The organism is Paenibacillus sp. TCA20 (assembly GCF_000732325.1).
Lineage (GTDB): Bacteria > Bacillota > Bacilli > Paenibacillales > Paenibacillaceae > Paenibacillus > Paenibacillus urinalis.
The window spans coordinates 247,420-264,693 of sequence record NZ_BBIW01000006.1 but is presented as its reverse complement, the minus strand read 5'-3'; the positions used below and the strand labels follow the sequence as shown (position 1 = coordinate 264,693).

Sequence of the window (17,274 nt, the reverse complement as noted above, 5' to 3'; positions counted from 1 at the left end):
AAATGCATCCTTTCTCCATTCTAACTCGTATACATGTTGTGAAATTCAAGAGAAATGAATAGAAGGAGAACGACAACATAATGAAGATGGAACATGCCGATGAATTGAAGAGCCAGCTGGCTGACATAGAGAAATGGGAGAACGAGCAGAAGGATATCTTTTTTTGGGAAAAGCTTGGCCGGCTGCCCTTTGTGATGCTGGATAAGATGACACCGAAGATTATACGCGACAAGCTGGGAGACGTTCTGAATGAAATGGGTGCTTTTATTCAGAATGGCGGTAAATTTCTGGTTAACCCAAAAACGGTGCTTCGCCGGATTAATGACATACTGCAAGGTGAAGCTCAGGAAGGTTCCACTAAGGAAGAAGACAAGAAAGGCAGTATGAAGACGCTGTTCAAACAGCTGAGCACAGCCGCTTCAAGCGTCACTGCGAGTGTAACAGGCAAAGGCCAGAAGCAGAAGGATGCTGACCATGAAGAGGCCTCTGCAATTTCACTTGAACAGGTATCACACCTGCCTGTCTTGGTAATGGACCAGGTAGCAGATGACATTATCTCGGAGCGCGTGAAATTTGCAGCGGCAAGCGGTGCAGCTACCGGGGTCGGCGGATTTATTACGATGGCTGCAGACATGACGCTGGTTCTCGGCAATTCACTCAAGACGCTCCAAGAGATCGCCATCTGTTACGGCTATGATCCGAATGATCCCATGGAGCGAGTATTTGTACTCAAATGTCTTCAGTTCTCTTCCGCCGACATCGTCGGAAAGAAAGCGATCCTAACCGAACTCGCTACCTTCGATGAAGAGCATACGAATGCTGAGGTCATATCCCAGATCCAGGGCTGGCGAGAGGTGGTTAATACGTATCGGGACAGTCTTGGCTGGAAGCAGCTATTTCAGATGATTCCCATTGCAGGAATTATATTCGGGTCCATCAGCAACAAAGGAACGCTGTCCGATGTGTCTGAAGCCGGGAAAATGCTGTATAAAAAGCGCCGCTTGCTCAAACGATTGACAGAGCTTGCGTAGAGTCTTACTCTCAGTCATACAGCAACCCCGCATGGGCATTTGGAGAACAGCATGGGAACCATAGCAAGATACGAATCAATCCTATCGCTCGATGCATAACTTTTCTGTAACGTCAGGCCAGCTTGGCTCCAAGCTTGTAGATTTTACTCAGCCACTGATGTCTCTTAACGTCTGTCGATGTTTTAACTGGACCGATTTCGGTAATTTTCCGTGTCTTGATCCCGCAGTAACCGAATATACCTTGTTTGACCACTCGGTGTCCTGCCCTTCCATATATGAGCCGATAATACAAGGATGGAGTATCCATCGTGACAATAAGGTGGGCTGTCTTGCCGTTAAGAAGCTTATCCCAGAGCAGACTGCTCGGACGCTGCAGATAAGCATAGTGGGGAAGAAGAATCCGATCAAAGAAGCCTTTGAGAAGCGCCGGCATGCTTCCCCACCAGAGGGGATAGATCAGGACAATGTGATCCGATTGCTTGATCATCTCCTGAGCATACAGCAGGTCCGGCTCCAGCTCGGTGCGTTGTCTGTATCCGTATTTGAGGTTGGGGTTGAAGCTCAGCTCGCCGAGTTCAAGCAAGTGAACGGTCGCTCCTTGCTCTCTAGCTCCCTTCATATAAGCTTGAGCGAGTGCGGTGCAGTAGCTGTCACGATCAGGATGTCCTAGTATAATGGTAATTACGGGTAGTTGAGATTTACTCATATCATTCAATCCTCCTAATGGATGCGTGTGAAATGTTCTTCGTTACTCATCATATAGGAAGTTTGAATTTATACTTATGATCTATCACGCAGAATTCATGTTCTATTCTGCTTTTTTAAGGGAGGTGGGGGAGATCGTCGATTATGGCATATCCATTACGATGCTATATACCATGATCAAGAGCGTTTCTTTATCCGGTTATGATGTGGACGCCTTTTGCCGGGACAATGGTCTGGACCCCAGATTGCTGCAGGATCCGGAAGCCCGCATTGGGGCAGAGCAGCATGTGAAGCTGGCTTGTGCGGCGGCAGAGCTTCTGGAGGATGAGCATTTTGGACTTCACCAGGGTTCTCAAATGGAGATGGCGGATCTTGGAGTGCTGGGGTATACGATGGTGCATTCGGGGACGATTGGGGAATGTATTCACGCCTATCAAAGATATTATGCAACGGTCTGCAGCGGTTATGATATACGGCTCTCTAGGCAGGGTTCAGAGGCGGTACTCACTTTATCGCTGGAAGAGCTGTCCTATCCGCCATCAAGACATTGTGTAGACGATATGGTGAGCTCGCTTGTTCATATCATGATTCGGCTTAGCGGCAGAGCCATCAAGTTCAGTAGGATAACGCTCATGCATCCGGAACCGGACATCGGAGATGAATACAGGAAAGTGCTGGGTGTGAGACCAGAGTTTAATAAGGACCATACAAGTCTGTATTTTCCTCAGGAAGTACTGGAGTATCCAGTGCTTTATGCCGATGCCCGGCTTGCCGGATGGTTTGAAGAACGGACTTCAGATGTACTCCTTAAGCTGAAGGCCGGCCGTCATTTTACCGATGAGCTCACAAGGTGGATCATGGAGCAGCTCAGGGTCAGCCTGCCAAGTATAACGGATGCTGCAGCTCATTTTCATATGAGCACGAGAACGCTCCAGGCTAAGCTTCAGCAGGAGAATACGACATACACAAGGCTGCTCAATGATATTCGCAAGGAGCTGGCGCTTAGATATCTTAAGGAGCCGGAGCAGTCGATTGCAGACATTGCTTATTTGCTTCATTTTTCGGAGGACAGTGCGTTTCAGCATGCTTTTAAAAAATGGACAGGGCTCGCTCCAGGACAATATCGTATAATCGGTGCGAAGTGAAGCGAAGGGAGTGCAGCGTGCGGTGAAGAATACTAGGCGAAGGACGGGGAATCGTCTCTTTTATACGTTGATTGGACTGGTGATTCTATTCCTTATGGTGACGGCAGGTATCCCTGCTCCATTCATTATCATAGGTATTATATTTATCGTCGTGCAATTACTTATATCAATGCTAGTACAGAAGCGGCCTGACGACAGCAAGAGGAATAACATAGATAAGTAACAGAGGCGAAGTAACAGAGCGGGAATATTATAAACACAGGAAAACGGCCTAAGTAATTAACAAGCCTCTTCTATTGCAGTGGGTTGCTGCAGACAGAAATAAAGCGCACGGGATGATTCCCGAGCGCTTTTCTACGTTACCTATACAATTCTAGTATTTCCTTAGGAAGCGGTATGATCCGTCCAGGAGGCGAGACGTTTATCGGTTGGCAATAGGAAGGTGAGTACACCCAGCAGCGGCATGAAGCTGCAGACGAACATCACTGTATTAATTCCTGCTGCGTCGATCCAGTTGCCAAGCACCAATGAGCCAAGGCCCCCGAGTCCAAAGGCAAGACCTGTGATCATGCCGGATACAGTACCGATCTTGCCCGGCACGAGCATTTGGGCATAGACGACGGTTACGGAGAAGCTGGACAGCATGATAAATCCGATGATGGTCAGCAGTACTCCTGTCCAGAACAGATTCGCATAAGGCAGAATCAGTGCAAGCGGAGAGGCCAGTGCCATTGACGCCAAAATGACATTGCGCTTACCAAAACGGTCAGCCAGCGGTCCGCCCAGGAAGGTACCCACTGCACCTGCTCCCAGGAACAAGAAAATAAAAATCTGTGCATCTTCCGTCGAAAGCGCAAAGGCATCCTTCAGGAAGAAGGCATAGTAGCTGCCGATCGATGAAATATACCAGGACCGTACAAATACGAGCAGAACGAGTACGACAAAGGCATACATAATTTTGTTTTTCACTGCTGGATTCATGACACCTGCGTTTGCTTTTTTCTTGGCGTACCCTGCGCTTCGAAGGGTTCTTCCGTACCATCTCGCGATGTAGATTTGAACAGCAATTCCAACCATTGCCAGGGCTGCGAAGCCGAGTGAGCCCATAAGTCCAAAAGGAATGAACACCCAGCGGGTTAGAAGCGGTGCCAGCGACTGGCCCGCGTTACCTCCAACCTGAAAGATAGATTGAGCCAAACCGCGGCGATTGCCTGCCGCCATATGGGACACTTTGGAGCCTTCGGGATGGAAGGCGGCCGAGCCTAATCCGACCATAATTACCGCAAGCAGAATCGCCATATAACTATTGGCAAAGGCGAGGAAGATCATCCCTGAGCAGGTAAACGCCATACCGATCGGAAGCAGCGCGGGCGTTGGCCGTTTATCGGAGAAATAACCTACGACCGGCTGCATGATCGAAGCGGTGATATTCAGGGCGAATGCGATCCACCCCATCTGACTGTAGCTGATCCCCATGTTATCCTGCAGCACCGGAAAGATCGCGGGAATGACGGATTGCACCGAATCATTGAGCAGATGCACAAGACCAATGGCAATCAGAATGGGGAAGATTGTAGTCTGCGGATCACTGCCCGGACGCGGCAGCAGCCGGGCGCCAGAACCGCCGGCTTTTGTTAACGAATTGAGTGACATGTGATGGTCTCCTTTGAAGTACAGGGAAGAAAAGATAAGGTGTAATCGATGCCAATCATCCCCTGCATAGTTAAGTGAACAACCGTAAGCAACGAAGATTCTCTCATCATATGGCAAAAATTACTTAACCTGCAATGGCGGAATAACGGTAAATAGCAAAAGGAGCCCCTTCACTGCAAAGTGAAACGGCTCCATACACCTGTTAGCTTGGAATCTCGATTAACGGTTATCGATTTTCTCCGGGTACATATCATGCTGGAACAAGCGCTGTGTAGCCAGCTCTTCATATTTGGATCCTGGACGGCCATAGTTGCAGTAAGGATCAATGGAAATTCCGCCTCTTGGCGTAAATTTACCCCATACTTCAATGTAACGCGGGTCCATCAGCTTGATGAGATCATTCATGATAATGTTGACTACGTCCTCGTGGAAATCTCCATGATTGCGGAAGCTGAACAGATACAGCTTCAGCGATTTGCTCTCGACCATTTTGATGTCTGGAATGTAGCTGATATAGATGGTCGCGAAGTCAGGCTGTCCTGTAATCGGGCACAAGCTTGTGAACTCCGGGCTGTTGAATTTCACGAAGTAATCTCTGTAAGGATGCTTGTTATCGAAGGTCTCCAGAATGTCAGGGTCATATTCAAAATTGTATTTCGTTCCTTGATTGCCAAGCAGGGTAATATCCTGCAGTTCATCGGATTGGCGTCCGGCCATTGTCATCATTCTCCTTGGATGCGGAACAATTTGTGTAAAAGCGTTCGGTTTTTGGCTGAATCACTCCGGTTGACTACGTCAAAAGTCGTTCTTCATCCAAAAACCTCACTCCATATTCTGAAATTGCTTCCGCTTTATTTTTATATAGGGGGGCGTTGCTCGCTGATATTAGGCTCGCAGGCCCGATGTAGAAGCGTTCGGTTGGTTTTTGACTGAATCACTCCGGTTGACTACGTCAAAAGTCGTTCTTCATCCAAGAACCTCACTGCGTATATTGAAAATTGCTTCCGCATTATCACTGCTTCAATAGATGACGCTACACTCCGCGCTTATTGCCCCACACTAGCGTGTGCAGCTGTGGAAGCACCCTCACCTCATTCATATCAGGCAGCTCCATCGTTCGGTCGATCAGCCATTCATATCGATGCAGCAGGGAAGAGGCATGGTTCTCCACATCACCAGTGGTAACATCTGGGTTGCCTGTTTGCAAGTACATGGATACTTCCGGGTAGCGCTTATGCACCTTACGTGCATACTCCAGATCCTTCTCATCAAAAATGACGACTTTCAGGCTGTAAGCTGTGTCACTCGTACGGTTTGCAAGGCGCTGAACGATCTCATCAAGCTTCTGCCAATCGGTTGTCATTCCTGAGCTCGGCGGCTTCGGAGATAGTGTGACTTCACTGATATCCATCAGCCAGTCCTGCCATTTGGAGCCTTGAGTCTCGACGGCCGTACGAATGCCTCTAGCCTGCAGCAGCTTCACGAGCTCTCCCATCTGAGGCAGTAAGGCCGGATTCCCTCCGGAAATCGTAACGTGGGAGAAACGGTCACCGCCAATTGCTTTCAGCTCACTCCAGATGTCCTCACTGCTCAGCAGACGAATCTGATCCTTGGCACTGCCATTCCAGGTAAACGCCGAGTCACACCATGAGCAGCGGTAATCACAGCCAGCCGTTCTGACGAACATCGTTTTCTGGCCGATGACCATCCCTTCCCCTTGAACGGTTGGCCCAAAGATTTCGAGCACAGGGATGGGACGATGAGCTGGAGATCTCCGCTCGGACGGAGCAGTCGATAGATCTGTGCTATTCATCAAGCATCCACTCCCGTCTGACTTCCGCATAGCTCGTTGGAGTCTCGAACAGTCTCACAAATTCGGTCCGTCCACCTTCAATTTGTGTCTTGTATGGCTCACTCTGCAGCGCAGCCTCCATTTGTTCATAGATCCAGACCACCATATTTTCCGCCGTTGTATTCATGGCCGGGAGTGTTTCGTTCAAATATTGATGATCGAGATAGCCTTCAATTTGAGTCTTCCAAATTTCTTTGACATCTCCAAAGTCCACGGTGATCCCCGTCTCACCAGGAATACCACTGATACCAAAAACGACTTTGTAGGTATGGCCGTGCAGGTTCTTGCATTTTCCCTCATAGCAGTGCAGGTGATGCGCCGCGTCAAAGGTAAACTCCTTGCTGACAAGGACCCGCTTCCGGTGATAGCGGAGCTGCTCTTGCTGAATGTCCTCACCTATACGCTGCAGCCGTTCTACAATCCGAAATGTGCCGGGTTCTGGTCTCATCACTTTACACCGCCTCGTTCAGTCAAATATTCATCAAGCCCTGCTTTGCGCAGCTTGCAGGCAGGACACTCTCCACAGCCGTCACCTTTAATGCCGTTGTAGCAGGTCAATGTACGCTCGCGTACATAATCAAATGCACCCAGCTCATCCGAGAGCGCCCATGTTTCGGCTTTGTTCAGCCACATGAGCGGCGTATGAATGACAAACTCATAGTCCATTGCCAGATTGAGCGTGACGTTCAGCGATTTGACGAATACATCACGGCAATCTGGATACCCGCTGAAATCTGTTTCGCACACGCCTGTAATAATATGCCGTGCGCCTTTTTGCTTGGCCATTACTGCTGCGAAGCTTAGAAAGAGATGATTTCGGCCGTCTACAAAAGTACTCGGCAGCTGTCCCTCTTCCTGTGTAATCTCAATGTCACTGCGTGTAAGTGCATTCGGCGAGAGCTGGTTCAACAGGCTCATATCAAGCACGGTTTGCTCTACATCAAGATCGCGGGCGATATCGGCAGCTACCTCGATCTCCAGCTTGTGCCGCTGTCCGTAGTCAAAGGTAACGACCTCTACTTCCGCAAAATGCTTCTTCGCCCAGAACAGGCAGGTCGTGCTATCTTGACCGCCGCTAAATACGACGATTGCTTTTTCATTTTTAAGCATAAAAAAACCTCTCCATCTTCTAGAATTTGCGTGCCGTAAATACAGTACGCTTCAAAGGAAGAAAAGAGAGGTTCCCTAACTCGTTCAACAAAAAACAGGCCTCTGCTCTACGGGCAGGGCTCATATATAGATTGACGTTTCAAGATGACAGGCATAAGAAAAAAACAATCCAGGGTAACTCTAACCAAGCTGTATTACAGCAATCAGTCAGGTTACAGGCCCAGACAGTAAATTTAAAGTTCATCTTTGACAATCTGTATAGTTTTTTATAGAGGGAGTTCGCGAACCTCTCCCATGGATCTCATCCATGGATTTCAATTTTCAGTTGTCATATAAGCTAATCATAACAAAAGTTCCAGTAAGTATTATATCAGAAAAACCGAACATTAGAAGCTATTTTTCATTATCCACATTTTACTTGATCCACACATTGCCAAAGGGCAGCATTTCACGCATCAAGCGCTTAAAGAAGCCTTCATCATTAATATCGTTCTCCAGCTTCTGATTCTCCCGGCCCGCCTGGAACAGAACGGTTCCGTGACCGGTCATCTTCCAGTGGTAGTTCATATGCTGACTGGCAAGGTGATTGCCGTACACAGTCAGCTCTAGCTTCGCATTCTCCGGATAGGCAATGATGCTGCCTGCATCCACATATAATGGAGCGGTTGGATGAAGCTCTTGTTCACAGACCTGTCCTTGGGTCAGGATCCCGATCGTACCTTTTCCGGAAAATTTCATCTTGATCGCATCCCGGGTGATGAGCATGTTCTTCAGCTTGAGAATGCGGGTCTGCATTTCAATTCCATCGCTATAAAATAGTAAATGCCGAAAATCGTACAGCAGATCGCTGTGCTCATCCAGGTCGATTCTTTTCATCGTAATACCCGGAGGGAGGGCACATACAAACTGGCAAGGCCCGCTCATTTCAGAGCGAATCAGCTTTCTTTTGCGGTACATGCCCTGGATATTTGTCAAACGATCGTTCCGACCGCTTGACGGCCCCCGATAGGCAACGATTTGCTGAGGGTGGAGGATATGAATCTTGTCCTGCTCCGTCAGTGAAAAGGTTGCTGCTTGTCCGGACATACCCGGTGCATCCATACTTTGTGAGATTTGCATTGATCAAGATAATCTCCTCTAATCGATTGATTGTCATTGTGTGCACTATAATCCTGGCAGGATCTAGTGTCTTGAAGCTCGGCGCATTCGGAACCGTATAACTCGGATGAACACAAAATACCCGATAATGAGCAGGACACCCACAATTGCCGTATTGATGACCTTCTGCTGCGCAGCCTTACGGTCAGCCTCGGCCTGCTGCATCTGTGAAACAAGCTGATTCAGATTGGCATTCTGCTTCATGAGCTCCTCATTCTGCTGAATCAGGTCTTCGTTTCTCTCCTGGAAGGACTCCATGTTTTGCTTGGCACTGTTCAGCTCATTCATCGTTTGCTCATAGCTTTGCTGCAATTGATTGACTTCCTCAGGGAGCTTAGAGTACTGCTCGTAACCGTTATATAGATTCTCCCAAAACCCCGCGTGTGTTCGGGCGTCAGATATGAATAGTGTGATACTGTATAGGACCATGGTGAGAAGTGACAGCTTCATTCCTGTATTTCTCATCCAATCACCACCTTATTTTCAGAATACATACAAGTGGTTGTTACCCGTTGTGAGTCTAGCGAAATCTGTTATTTTATACGAGATTTTCTTATTAATTGTTTCATATTTCACCATCGTTTGCCAATGAAAAGTTTGTAATGTTCTTGTTTAATCTTGTAGATAAGAGGGTAAGTAGAAGAAGGAACGACACGAACTTAGAGCTCATCACCGTCCATTTCATAATTCCCTATTAGGATACGAAGCGAAACAACATATATAACAAATGAGAACGCAAGGATAATAAAAGGAGAACGATAACAATGATGAACAATCAAATGGAAAAAGAAGTACACAAGACGATTATGATTACAGTAAATGGAAAACCGGTAGGAAGCGGATATGTATTCGACGGCTATACACTTGCTCCCATTGATCACGAGCGATTGAATACCGAAGATAAAGTATTGGCCGTCTAAACGACACATATGAATTCACTCATTATAACCACTGATCTTGGAGATTGGTGGTTTTTTTGTCGTTTTGAGTCGAATTTACAAAGCCGAATCGCGTAAAGTCACATTTTTTTGCAATATTTTGTACCGAACATATGTTCCGTGACAATCAGTTGTCGATTTGAACTGTTAGTATTAAGAAAAGCCTTACAGGGGAGGAGAAATGATGAGTTCGATATTGGACGTATTTTGCACCTGGAATCGTGAAGTAATTTCTGTCTCTGGAGAAAACTCACTGTATTTGCTGATGGAGTGGCGCAGCGGTCCTCCTGCCAAGAGACAATCCAAGCTCACGCCCAAGCTCTTATATCGTGATGTAGAGCTGCTGCTTAAGCCGGAAGACGGGGTCATTATCAGAGCCGTACACGGAGCAAGAGCGAAGGAAACGGATGCAGGCTGGGTCTTGCAAATGGGAAGCGCTTATAAAGGAAAAACCAAAACATTACTGCTTGAGCTGGGAGTATCTTCACAGTCTGCCGGTAAAAAATCAGTATGCTCCGCCTACTGGAGTGCCTTCAAATCGAAACAGGAACAGCGCGTTCTCTTGCGCAGGGAGCAGATCTATCTGCAAATTTCAGCTCACTTGGGACTTATGAACAAGCAGCCTGATCCGAGAGTTCAAAAACATGTCAAGCTGAGCGAGACGACGGGAATCATGAAGCAGGCACTTCGCGCTTTTGAAAGAGGAAGAACAGAAGAAGGCTGCGAAATCATTAAGCGGCATACCGATGAACTGCTGATTATGGCTGTTAGATCGGGAGATTTAGAATATTACCGCGAAGCTCAGATTCTGATTCAGTTAGGCGAATATTATCAAATGACATATGAGAAATTAAATGATGAACATAGCGACACAGTCAGAGAATCATCCGGTACCTATTATCTTGAAGAAGATGATGAAGATTTCATAGAGAAGCAAGCTAAATAATGAATTCGAACACGAACAATATAGAGAAAGATCATCCGTTGTCTGCAGCGTTTATTATCGTATGAAGTTATACATAATGAAATAAAGGGTAATAACCGATATAAGTCTAAAGCACTATGTTAAAGGATGACGATAAGGATATCACTAGATAGAATGGACTATATGAATATAGGTCTATAGCACATGAGTTCATTTTAAAATGTTAAGTTTATCGTTGTAGGAGGATACGCATGACAGAGCGACTTATTCGATTAATGCGCATTATTACCTTGGTACAAGCGAAGCCTGGTATCTTGGCCAGAGAGCTTGCTGAACGCTGTGAGACGACGGAGCGCACCATCTACAGAGATATGGATGCCCTAAGTGCAATGCACATTCCGGTTGTAAATATGGGACATGGCCGGGGCTATCAGTTTATTAGCAGATTTGCACTTTATCCGCTGAACTGGACAGAGGAAGAAGATGCAGCCTTTGCAAAAGTAGCGGAGGAGATGGATCAGATTAAGCCGATCCTGCCCTCTGCTTTTGAAAGTGCTTATGAGAAGGTCATGGCTGCAAGCCTTAAGAAAAATAATGAACGAGTGGAATGGGCCGAGCAATTTGCAGCGGTTATGAAGCTGGGAGCCGGTTATGACAATGAGCAGGATGAGAAGGTGCTCGTGTCCATCGTTCAAGCTTCTGTCTTTCAGAATACGATGGAAGTGACGTACTCGTCGCCAGCTAAAGGAACAGAGGGACATATCGATGGAGGATCTGGCGACCGGTTAAGAATAGATCCCTATTATCTGCTTCCGAAGGAGCATCATTTTTATGTAATCGGTCATTGCCATCAAACAAATCGTGTTGAAGCACTGCGGATGAGCTGTATCAGAGAGGTAGATATCATGACACAGACATTCCGGCGCGAAACAGCGGAGCTGCAATCGTTTTTCAAAGAAACATGGTCTGTACATAAAGGTAACGAGCACACTACATACAGGGTTCGATTTAAGCCGCATGCCGCAGATCGGGTCAGAAGAAGTGAGATGCTGGTACAACCCGTGTTAATAGAGGAGCCAGGAGGAAGCCTGCTTCTTGAGATAACCTTGAATGATCACAAGGAGTTCATGGACTGGCTGGTCCAATATGGATCAGATGCGGAAATTCTCGAGCCCCCGCAGTATCGGAATGAATTGCGAGAGAGGCTCAAGACTTGGCTGGCGCTGTATGAGAATGAGGGTAGTATAGAGGCTTGATATAATAAATATCACGAATCGGATGATCCCAGCAATTTTGCCAGATCTCCAAATGGATTGTGCTTGTCTTCATCTCCGCTGGAATATACGAGCTTGGATTTGGTTCCTTCCTCTTCGGCAGCATTATTCTGCTCCAGCTTGAGCTGGTTGAAATGATGGATGAATACTTTGGCTGTATTCAGAGCGTCATCCAGTGCCCGGTGCTGCGTTCCGTCGAACTCGATGCCGCATAGCATTTGGGCCTGACTAAGACCAAGCTGACGTGGACCGCCTTCTTTGCGCAGGATGCGGGAGATTTGCTTCTGTACATCATTATGATTCATAATCCAGTTGACCTTCATTTGGTGCGTGCGGCAGTGGGAGACGAATTTGCTCTTATCATCCGGACCCCATGAACATAGAAAGTAGGATTCAGGAAGCCAGTTAATGAGCTCCTTCACTGCTTCAGGGAACAGCGGAGCTGCGTCGATATCCTTTTGTGTAATGCCTGTAAACTGGATGGTGTCCGCAGAGAGCACCGATTTATTAGAAGGTCTTACATACGTATGAAATGTATCCATTACAGCCAGTGTGCCGTCTTCACCTACGGGAGCTACCCTGACTGCACCGATATCAATAATTTCGGATGTGTAGCGTGTGCTTCGACTAACGGTAAATTCCAAGTCATAAATAATATAATTTAACATGATCAATAACTCCTTTCTGCTTGAGATGAGGCCTGTATACTATATTACCTGGTAGCTGCAAGACTGTCAGCGTATTTTCTTTCCACTTTGTGTTTAGAATGATAGAACTACAGCACGTTATATGGAAAAGGATTGACAATAATCAGTAAATCTATTATTCTGCTCTGTAAAATGTGAACAGCAATGAACAAGGACATGGTATATGCTAATAGCCTCCTGTCAGAGAAGAGATCCGTTAGTGCTGAGAGATCTCCAGGTAAGCTTCTTATACTCCTACCTTGGAGCTGCATATGGGTACGATATTTTGTTTGTATTCATCTGCCGGAAGCTCGGCACGTTAAGCCAGCGCAGAGGATCTCGCTTTGAAGAAAGGGCATGCCCGGACGATTTCGAGCAAGATTAAAATTAGGGTGGTACCACGACACTTTCGTCCCTGACGAGAGTGTCTTTTTTTGCGTTGTAATACACACACAAGGAGGAACATCGGTATGAAACAAAGTCAGCTGCTCGCCCCAACCTTAAGAGAAGCGCCTGCAGAAGCGGAGATCAGCAGTCACAAACTGCTGCTTCGCTCAGGAATGATTCGTCAGACGGCTTCTGGAGTGTACAGCTTCTTACCGCTGGGGAGAAGAGTGCTTCTTAAGATTGAGCGAATTATTCGTGAAGAAATGGACCGTATTGGTGCACAAGAGACCTTGCTGCCTTCGTTGCAGCCACTCGAGCTGTGGGACGAATCCGGAAGATCAGACGATTATGGACCAGAGCTGATGAGATTGCAAGATCGGCATGAACGCCCTTTTGCACTGGGGCCTACTCACGAAGAAGTCATTACATCGCTTGTACGTGATAATGTGCAGAGCTACCGCCAGCTGCCCGTTACACTGTATCAAATCAGTACCAAATATCGGGATGAGCGAAGACCACGATTTGGTGTGCTCCGTGGCCGTGAATTTACGATGAAGGATGCATACTCGTTCTCATCGACATATGAGGATTTGGATACGACATATACAGCAATGGGTGAGGCTTACTCCCGCATATTCACACGTCTGGGTCTGAGATTCAAGCAGGTCGAAGCCGATGCTGGAACGATTGGAGGCAGTGGTGAGACTCATGAGTATATGGCACTTGCGGACATCGGTGAAGATACCATTGTTTTCTGTACCCACTGCGACTATGCTGCTAATCTGGAGAAGGCGGGGTATGGAATTGCTCTGAATCTGGATAATAGCAAAGCTCTCGATGCCGCCCAAGAGCAGCATAGAGCTACAGCTAAGGTGAAAGTACACACACCGGGTATGAAGTCCATTAGCGAATTAACACATTTTTTAAAAATGGCAGCTCAAGATGTAATCAAGACCTTGCTATATGTGGCTGATGGCAGGCCTATAGCCGTGCTTATTCGCGGCGATCATGAGGTCAATGAGATTAAACTGCAGAAGGTGCTTGGAGCACACACCCTTGAACTCATGCCGGAAGAAATGAGCAGAGAGCTAAATCTGCCTGTTGGATATCTGGGTCCATATGATCTTTCGATGACAGTCATTGCTGACCACGCAGTCACGAAGATGACGACGAGTGTTACTGGGGCTGGAGAGCAGGACTATCATTACGTTCAGTCCGTGCCTGGACTGGATTTCACTTGGGATGAAGTTCATGATGTGAGAAATGCAGCCAGCGGTGATACTTGTCCCTCATGCGGTACAGCGCTGTCCTTCGAGCGAGGGATCGAAGTAGGGCATATATTCAAATTGGGTACAAAATATAGCGATGCAATGGGGGCTTCTGTCCTCGATCAGCAAGGGCAGCCGCAGGTACCGATCATGGGATGCTACGGAATTGGAGTGTCGCGTTTAGTGGGAGCTGTGGCAGAGCAATATGCCGAGGACGGTATGATGCACTGGCCTGCATCGATTGCCCCGTATCATGTGCATATTATTCCTGTATCAAGCAAGGATTCGGTTCAGATGGAGCTTGCTAACGAGATGGAGAAAGCCTTGTCTCAGCTGGGGCTCGAAATCCTGGTCGATGATCGCCATGAACGGCCGGGAGTCAAATTCAAGGATGCTGATTTGTTCGGGATACCGCTAAGAATTATTGTAGGAAGAGAGGCTGCCGACGGGCGAGTGGAATGCAAGCTCTATACCGAAGCGAAGCTTGAAGGAAGTCTTGCGTCCAGCTGTTCTCTAGCAGAAATTATTGATTTGGCGAAGCTGCATCTTATACCCTATTTGTGATAGTCAAATTGGATAATATAATATATTCGATTCTAAAAGATTTGACCCTGCCATATATCCTAAATCGGGTCCACGGGAAATCTATCATTTTCTGATAGCTGACATTAAATTACTAGAAACAGAGAAAAGTCCTGAACCTTGAGTTCAGGACTTTTCTTGAATGGCATCAAGCTTAGATGAAAATCTAATGTCGTCATATGATATTCTTCGTCTTACTTATCTCGTGGGTTTGCTATAAAGATCATTCATAGGTTAGTGTGACTTAGTACCTATTCGGTACGTATATTATTACATATGTCACACTCGATTCACTCCTAAATAATTACTATATAACTATAATATCGGATTCTTGTTAAGGATATTAATAGTTTTTTGAATATTTTTAGAATTATTTAGAAGCCCAACCCATAGCATACGACTTTTGATCTATAGATTGCGTGTTTTTATGAAGCAGAAGGTAATTTTAAAGTTTGACCTGGATAAATCCAGTGAGCATTTTTAATCTTGTTGAGCTTTTGAATCGTTTGCCAGGTTGTGCCATGTTTCTTCGAGATTGAGTAGAGTGTATCACCAGATTTAACGACATATACCTTTGGTTTCTCGACAGAAGGTGTTGTTGGTTTCGTCGGTTTCGTTGGTTTCGTTGGTTTGGTCGTTGTATCTGGTTGTTCTTCTTCCACTGGTGCTTCTGGAGCCGGTGTCTCTTCTACAGGAGTGGTTACTGTAGGAGCTGCGGCTTCTGCGATACGTCCATCTGTCGTTACAGCCGCACTTCCCAGCTTCTGCAGATGTGTAATCAATGCTTCGTCCAGGGAACCGTACATACCGGCTTGAGCATACTTGGTAAACATTTCATATTCGTCACCGCCGATAGCAGTGAAATCATTCGTTGCCAGTGTGTAAGTAGCTTCAGGGTCGATAGGCTCGTTGCCTACCATTACGGAATGCACGCGGCTTCCTGGCTCCTTGGCTGGATCAATCTTAAAGCTGAAACCGGAGATCTGCGGGAATCCGCCGCTCGCTTCAGGATAGCTTTTTACCCCGTTCTCTAGGGCAGCAATGACGTCTTCTCCTTTAACATTCAAAGTAACGATCTGATTACCAAATGGAAGAACCGTGATAACCTCTCCTTTGGTTACCTCTCCCTTTTCAATCGAAGCACGAATTCCACCGCCATTGGTAAGGGCAATGTCAGCACCAGATACTTCACGAAGTGCATCTGCGATCAGATCACCCAGATTCGTCTCGCCTGCACGAACCTTCTCGCGTGTACCTTCCAGATCAGTGGAGATCGTAGCAACGACTTCATCCAGAATTGGAGCTTGTTCTTCTGTAACAGAAGCCACAAGAGCAGCTACTTTCTCGTTAGGAGCGATGCCTGCAGCTTCGGTCTCATCAATCAAGGTTGCTTTCTTGGAGACGACTTTGCCTTCATCCACCCATAGATCAACCACACCGACATAATTCGTATATTCGCCGGCGCTTGCAACAAGTGTACCATTGTCAGCAACGAATCCGTCCTCCAGCACCGTGTGGCTGTGTCCGTCGATATAGATATCAATGCCGTCAACTTCGTCCAGAATGTCAAAGGTGTTGTCCATATCTGAATCATCTTGACCGATATGGGCGAGCATAACGACAACATCTACTTCATCGCGGATTTCATCTACATATTTTTGAGCTTCATCCGAAGGATCGGTAAAATCGATCTCATCTACGTTCTTAGGGTTCGTCTTATAAGCTGTCTCTGGCGTTGTTAATCCAATGATACCGATCTTAACCCCATCTACTTCTTTAATAATGTAAGGCTCGTACAGGCTTGTCCCATCGGTTTTGAGTCTTACGTTAGCACTGATCGTTGGGAAATTAAGCTTGTCAGTCAGTGTAACGAGATGCTCCCAGCCATAATTGAATTCATGATTGCCGGGAACGAAGGCATCATAGCCCATCTCGTCCATGACTTTTATAATGCTCTCTCCATTTACCAACGTAGCAAAGGTCGTTCCATGTACAGCGTCCCCCGCATCGAGAAACAGGGTGTTCGGGTTCTCAGCACGGTATTTATCAAAGATCCCTGCTACCTTAGCGTAGCCCATATTTGGTGAAGACTCGACTGCACGGGCGTGTGAATCATTCGTATGTAATAGTGTAATGTGTGTCCCGTTGTTGTTCGGAGTAGAAACAGAACCTGTTGTTTCTGAAGCAGCGCTGGCAAGTCCTAAAGAACTAAATAATAGTGCAGCAGCCGCAGCTGAAGAAATTGCTGTTTTCCATTTAAACATAGATGGCCAACCCTCCCAAATTTTAACTTAAGCACATTCTATCAGAGAAATTAAATATAATCTTCATCATTTATGTAAAATATCTGCCGCCAACGTGACGTGAGGCTCTTTTTTTCACAAATTGTTACAAAATAGCTCGAAGTATACCATATTATCCCTTTGCGGTAAGTTTCTATTCCAGATCCTGATCTGTTCCTGTGCGATGTACGCGCATCTGAATAACGAAGCAGGTAGGGTCATGATGACTCCGTCTCGAGACGGAGTCATTTTCATGCTTGCAGTTCAGACCCTAAGCC

Annotated in this window: 18 protein-coding genes and 1 riboswitch; of the genes, 8 read left to right on the top strand and 10 right to left on the bottom strand. The window is 46.6% G+C overall.

Going from position 1 to position 17,274, the window contains the following annotated elements; translation table 11 throughout:
• Nucleotides 1-86 precede the first annotated feature (86 nt).
• The gene (locus TCA2_RS14110; protein WP_152557757.1) at nucleotides 87-1,031 is read left to right on the top strand and encodes an EcsC family protein; all 945 of its coding nucleotides are present in this window, start codon (nucleotides 87-89) and stop codon (nucleotides 1,029-1,031) included.
• A 112-nt stretch (nucleotides 1,032-1,143) separates the two neighbouring features.
• Here TCA2_RS14110 and TCA2_RS14105 read toward each other — a convergent pair whose 3' ends face one another.
• Nucleotides 1,144-1,737, bottom strand: a complete 594-nt coding sequence (locus tag TCA2_RS14105) for an NAD(P)H-dependent oxidoreductase (RefSeq protein WP_047912234.1) — start codon at nucleotides 1,735-1,737, stop codon at nucleotides 1,144-1,146.
• Between the two features lie 76 nt (nucleotides 1,738-1,813).
• Between TCA2_RS14105 and TCA2_RS14100 the strand changes: the two genes are divergently transcribed.
• Both TCA2_RS14100 and TCA2_RS14095 read left to right on the top strand, forming a co-directional pair.
• Nucleotides 1,814-2,881, top strand: a complete 1,068-nt coding sequence (locus tag TCA2_RS14100) for an AraC family transcriptional regulator (protein WP_081872498.1) — start codon at nucleotides 1,814-1,816, stop codon at nucleotides 2,879-2,881.
• 22 nt (nucleotides 2,882-2,903) lie between these two features.
• Entirely contained in the window at nucleotides 2,904-3,104 is a 201-nt protein-coding gene (locus TCA2_RS14095; RefSeq protein ID WP_047912233.1) for a hypothetical protein, read from the top strand.
• 161 nt (nucleotides 3,105-3,265) lie between these two features.
• Here TCA2_RS14095 and TCA2_RS14090 read toward each other — a convergent pair whose 3' ends face one another.
• From TCA2_RS14090 to TCA2_RS14060, 7 genes are all read right to left on the bottom strand, one after another.
• Entirely contained in the window at nucleotides 3,266-4,534 is a 1,269-nt protein-coding gene (locus TCA2_RS14090) for an MFS transporter (protein ID WP_047912232.1), read from the bottom strand.
• 219 nt (nucleotides 4,535-4,753) lie between these two features.
• Nucleotides 4,754-5,251: a preQ(1) synthase gene (gene queF, locus TCA2_RS14085; RefSeq protein WP_047912231.1), complete on the bottom strand. Its 498-nt coding sequence runs from the start codon at nucleotides 5,249-5,251 to the stop codon at nucleotides 4,754-4,756.
• Nucleotides 5,252-5,567: 316 nt separating this feature from the next.
• Entirely contained in the window at nucleotides 5,568-6,347 is a 780-nt protein-coding gene (gene queE / locus TCA2_RS14080) for a 7-carboxy-7-deazaguanine synthase QueE (RefSeq protein ID WP_047912230.1), read from the bottom strand.
• Nucleotides 6,340-6,834, bottom strand: coding sequence for a 6-carboxytetrahydropterin synthase QueD (gene queD / locus TCA2_RS14075; RefSeq protein ID WP_047912229.1), 495 nt, complete (start codon nucleotides 6,832-6,834; stop codon nucleotides 6,340-6,342). Before queD ends, queE begins: the two co-directional genes overlap by 8 nt.
• Nucleotides 6,834-7,496, bottom strand: coding sequence for a 7-cyano-7-deazaguanine synthase QueC (queC, locus tag TCA2_RS14070; protein WP_047912228.1), 663 nt, complete (start codon nucleotides 7,494-7,496; stop codon nucleotides 6,834-6,836). Before queC ends, queD begins: the two co-directional genes overlap by 1 nt.
• A gap of 252 nt (nucleotides 7,497-7,748) precedes the next feature.
• Nucleotides 7,749-7,792: riboswitch (PreQ1 riboswitch) on the bottom strand.
• Between the two features lie 118 nt (nucleotides 7,793-7,910).
• On the bottom strand, nucleotides 7,911-8,615 hold the full coding sequence (locus tag TCA2_RS14065) for an AIM24 family protein (RefSeq protein WP_047912227.1): 705 nt from the start codon (nucleotides 8,613-8,615) through the stop codon (nucleotides 7,911-7,913).
• Nucleotides 8,616-8,678: 63 nt separating this feature from the next.
• Nucleotides 8,679-9,119, bottom strand: coding sequence for a hypothetical protein (locus TCA2_RS14060; RefSeq protein WP_052512000.1), 441 nt, complete (start codon nucleotides 9,117-9,119; stop codon nucleotides 8,679-8,681).
• Between the two features lie 299 nt (nucleotides 9,120-9,418).
• Here TCA2_RS14060 and TCA2_RS27205 point away from each other — a divergent pair, with 299 nt between their 5' ends.
• The 3 genes from TCA2_RS27205 (at nucleotide 9,419) to TCA2_RS14050 (ending at nucleotide 11,773) form a co-directional block, all read left to right on the top strand.
• On the top strand, nucleotides 9,419-9,574 hold the full coding sequence (locus TCA2_RS27205) for a hypothetical protein (RefSeq protein ID WP_193746050.1): 156 nt from the start codon (nucleotides 9,419-9,421) through the stop codon (nucleotides 9,572-9,574).
• A gap of 199 nt (nucleotides 9,575-9,773) precedes the next feature.
• The gene (locus TCA2_RS14055) at nucleotides 9,774-10,538 is read left to right on the top strand and encodes a hypothetical protein (protein WP_238546391.1); all 765 of its coding nucleotides are present in this window, start codon (nucleotides 9,774-9,776) and stop codon (nucleotides 10,536-10,538) included.
• Nucleotides 10,539-10,768: 230 nt separating this feature from the next.
• Nucleotides 10,769-11,773, top strand: a complete 1,005-nt coding sequence (locus TCA2_RS14050; RefSeq protein ID WP_047912225.1) for a YafY family protein — start codon at nucleotides 10,769-10,771, stop codon at nucleotides 11,771-11,773.
• 11 nt (nucleotides 11,774-11,784) lie between these two features.
• On the opposite strand, the gene TCA2_RS14045 is transcribed toward TCA2_RS14050, so the two are convergent.
• On the bottom strand, nucleotides 11,785-12,459 hold the full coding sequence (locus TCA2_RS14045; RefSeq protein WP_047912224.1) for a 3'-5' exonuclease: 675 nt from the start codon (nucleotides 12,457-12,459) through the stop codon (nucleotides 11,785-11,787).
• A 238-nt stretch (nucleotides 12,460-12,697) separates the two neighbouring features.
• Here TCA2_RS14045 and TCA2_RS27200 point away from each other — a divergent pair, with 238 nt between their 5' ends.
• Together TCA2_RS27200 and TCA2_RS14040 are read left to right on the top strand one after the other, a co-directional pair.
• The gene (locus tag TCA2_RS27200; protein WP_193746049.1) at nucleotides 12,698-12,862 is read left to right on the top strand and encodes a hypothetical protein; all 165 of its coding nucleotides are present in this window, start codon (nucleotides 12,698-12,700) and stop codon (nucleotides 12,860-12,862) included.
• Between the two features lie 85 nt (nucleotides 12,863-12,947).
• Nucleotides 12,948-14,696 carry a proline--tRNA ligase gene (locus TCA2_RS14040; RefSeq protein WP_047912223.1) on the top strand — a complete coding sequence of 583 codons (1,749 nt, stop codon included), beginning with the start codon at nucleotides 12,948-12,950 and terminating at the stop codon, nucleotides 14,694-14,696.
• 443 nt (nucleotides 14,697-15,139) lie between these two features.
• On the opposite strand, the gene TCA2_RS14035 is transcribed toward TCA2_RS14040, so the two are convergent.
• Entirely contained in the window at nucleotides 15,140-16,978 is a 1,839-nt protein-coding gene (locus TCA2_RS14035) for a 5'-nucleotidase C-terminal domain-containing protein (protein ID WP_047912222.1), read from the bottom strand.
• Nucleotides 16,979-17,274: the final 296 nt, after the last annotated feature.

What these genes read in the sequence shown, in the direction of transcription:
- TCA2_RS14110 (WP_152557757.1), top strand. Translation starts at nt 87, where the DNA reads ATGGAACATGCCGATGAATTGAAGAGCCAGCTGGCTGACATAGAGAAA.
- TCA2_RS14105 (WP_047912234.1), bottom strand. Translation starts at nt 1,737, where the DNA reads ATGAGTAAATCTCAACTACCCGTAATTACCATTATACTAGGACATCCT.
- TCA2_RS14100 (WP_081872498.1), top strand. Translation starts at nt 1,814, where the DNA reads ATGATCTATCACGCAGAATTCATGTTCTATTCTGCTTTTTTAAGGGAG.
- TCA2_RS14090 (WP_047912232.1), bottom strand. Translation starts at nt 4,534, where the DNA reads ATGTCACTCAATTCGTTAACAAAAGCCGGCGGTTCTGGCGCCCGGCTG.
- queF (WP_047912231.1), bottom strand. Translation starts at nt 5,251, where the DNA reads ATGGCCGGACGCCAATCCGATGAACTGCAGGATATTACCCTGCTTGGC.
- queE (WP_047912230.1), bottom strand. Translation starts at nt 6,347, where the DNA reads ATGAATAGCACAGATCTATCGACTGCTCCGTCCGAGCGGAGATCTCCA.
- queD (WP_047912229.1), bottom strand. Translation starts at nt 6,834, where the DNA reads ATGAGACCAGAACCCGGCACATTTCGGATTGTAGAACGGCTGCAGCGT.
- queC (WP_047912228.1), bottom strand. Translation starts at nt 7,496, where the DNA reads ATGCTTAAAAATGAAAAAGCAATCGTCGTATTTAGCGGCGGTCAAGAT.
- TCA2_RS14065 (WP_047912227.1), bottom strand. Translation starts at nt 8,615, where the DNA reads ATGCAAATCTCACAAAGTATGGATGCACCGGGTATGTCCGGACAAGCA.
- TCA2_RS14060 (WP_052512000.1), bottom strand. Translation starts at nt 9,119, where the DNA reads ATGAGAAATACAGGAATGAAGCTGTCACTTCTCACCATGGTCCTATAC.
- TCA2_RS27205 (WP_193746050.1), top strand. Translation starts at nt 9,419, where the DNA reads ATGATGAACAATCAAATGGAAAAAGAAGTACACAAGACGATTATGATT.
- TCA2_RS14055 (WP_238546391.1), top strand. Translation starts at nt 9,774, where the DNA reads ATGATGAGTTCGATATTGGACGTATTTTGCACCTGGAATCGTGAAGTA.
- TCA2_RS14050 (WP_047912225.1), top strand. Translation starts at nt 10,769, where the DNA reads ATGACAGAGCGACTTATTCGATTAATGCGCATTATTACCTTGGTACAA.
- TCA2_RS14045 (WP_047912224.1), bottom strand. Translation starts at nt 12,459, where the DNA reads ATGTTAAATTATATTATTTATGACTTGGAATTTACCGTTAGTCGAAGC.
- TCA2_RS14040 (WP_047912223.1), top strand. Translation starts at nt 12,948, where the DNA reads ATGAAACAAAGTCAGCTGCTCGCCCCAACCTTAAGAGAAGCGCCTGCA.
- TCA2_RS14035 (WP_047912222.1), bottom strand. Translation starts at nt 16,978, where the DNA reads ATGTTTAAATGGAAAACAGCAATTTCTTCAGCTGCGGCTGCTGCACTA.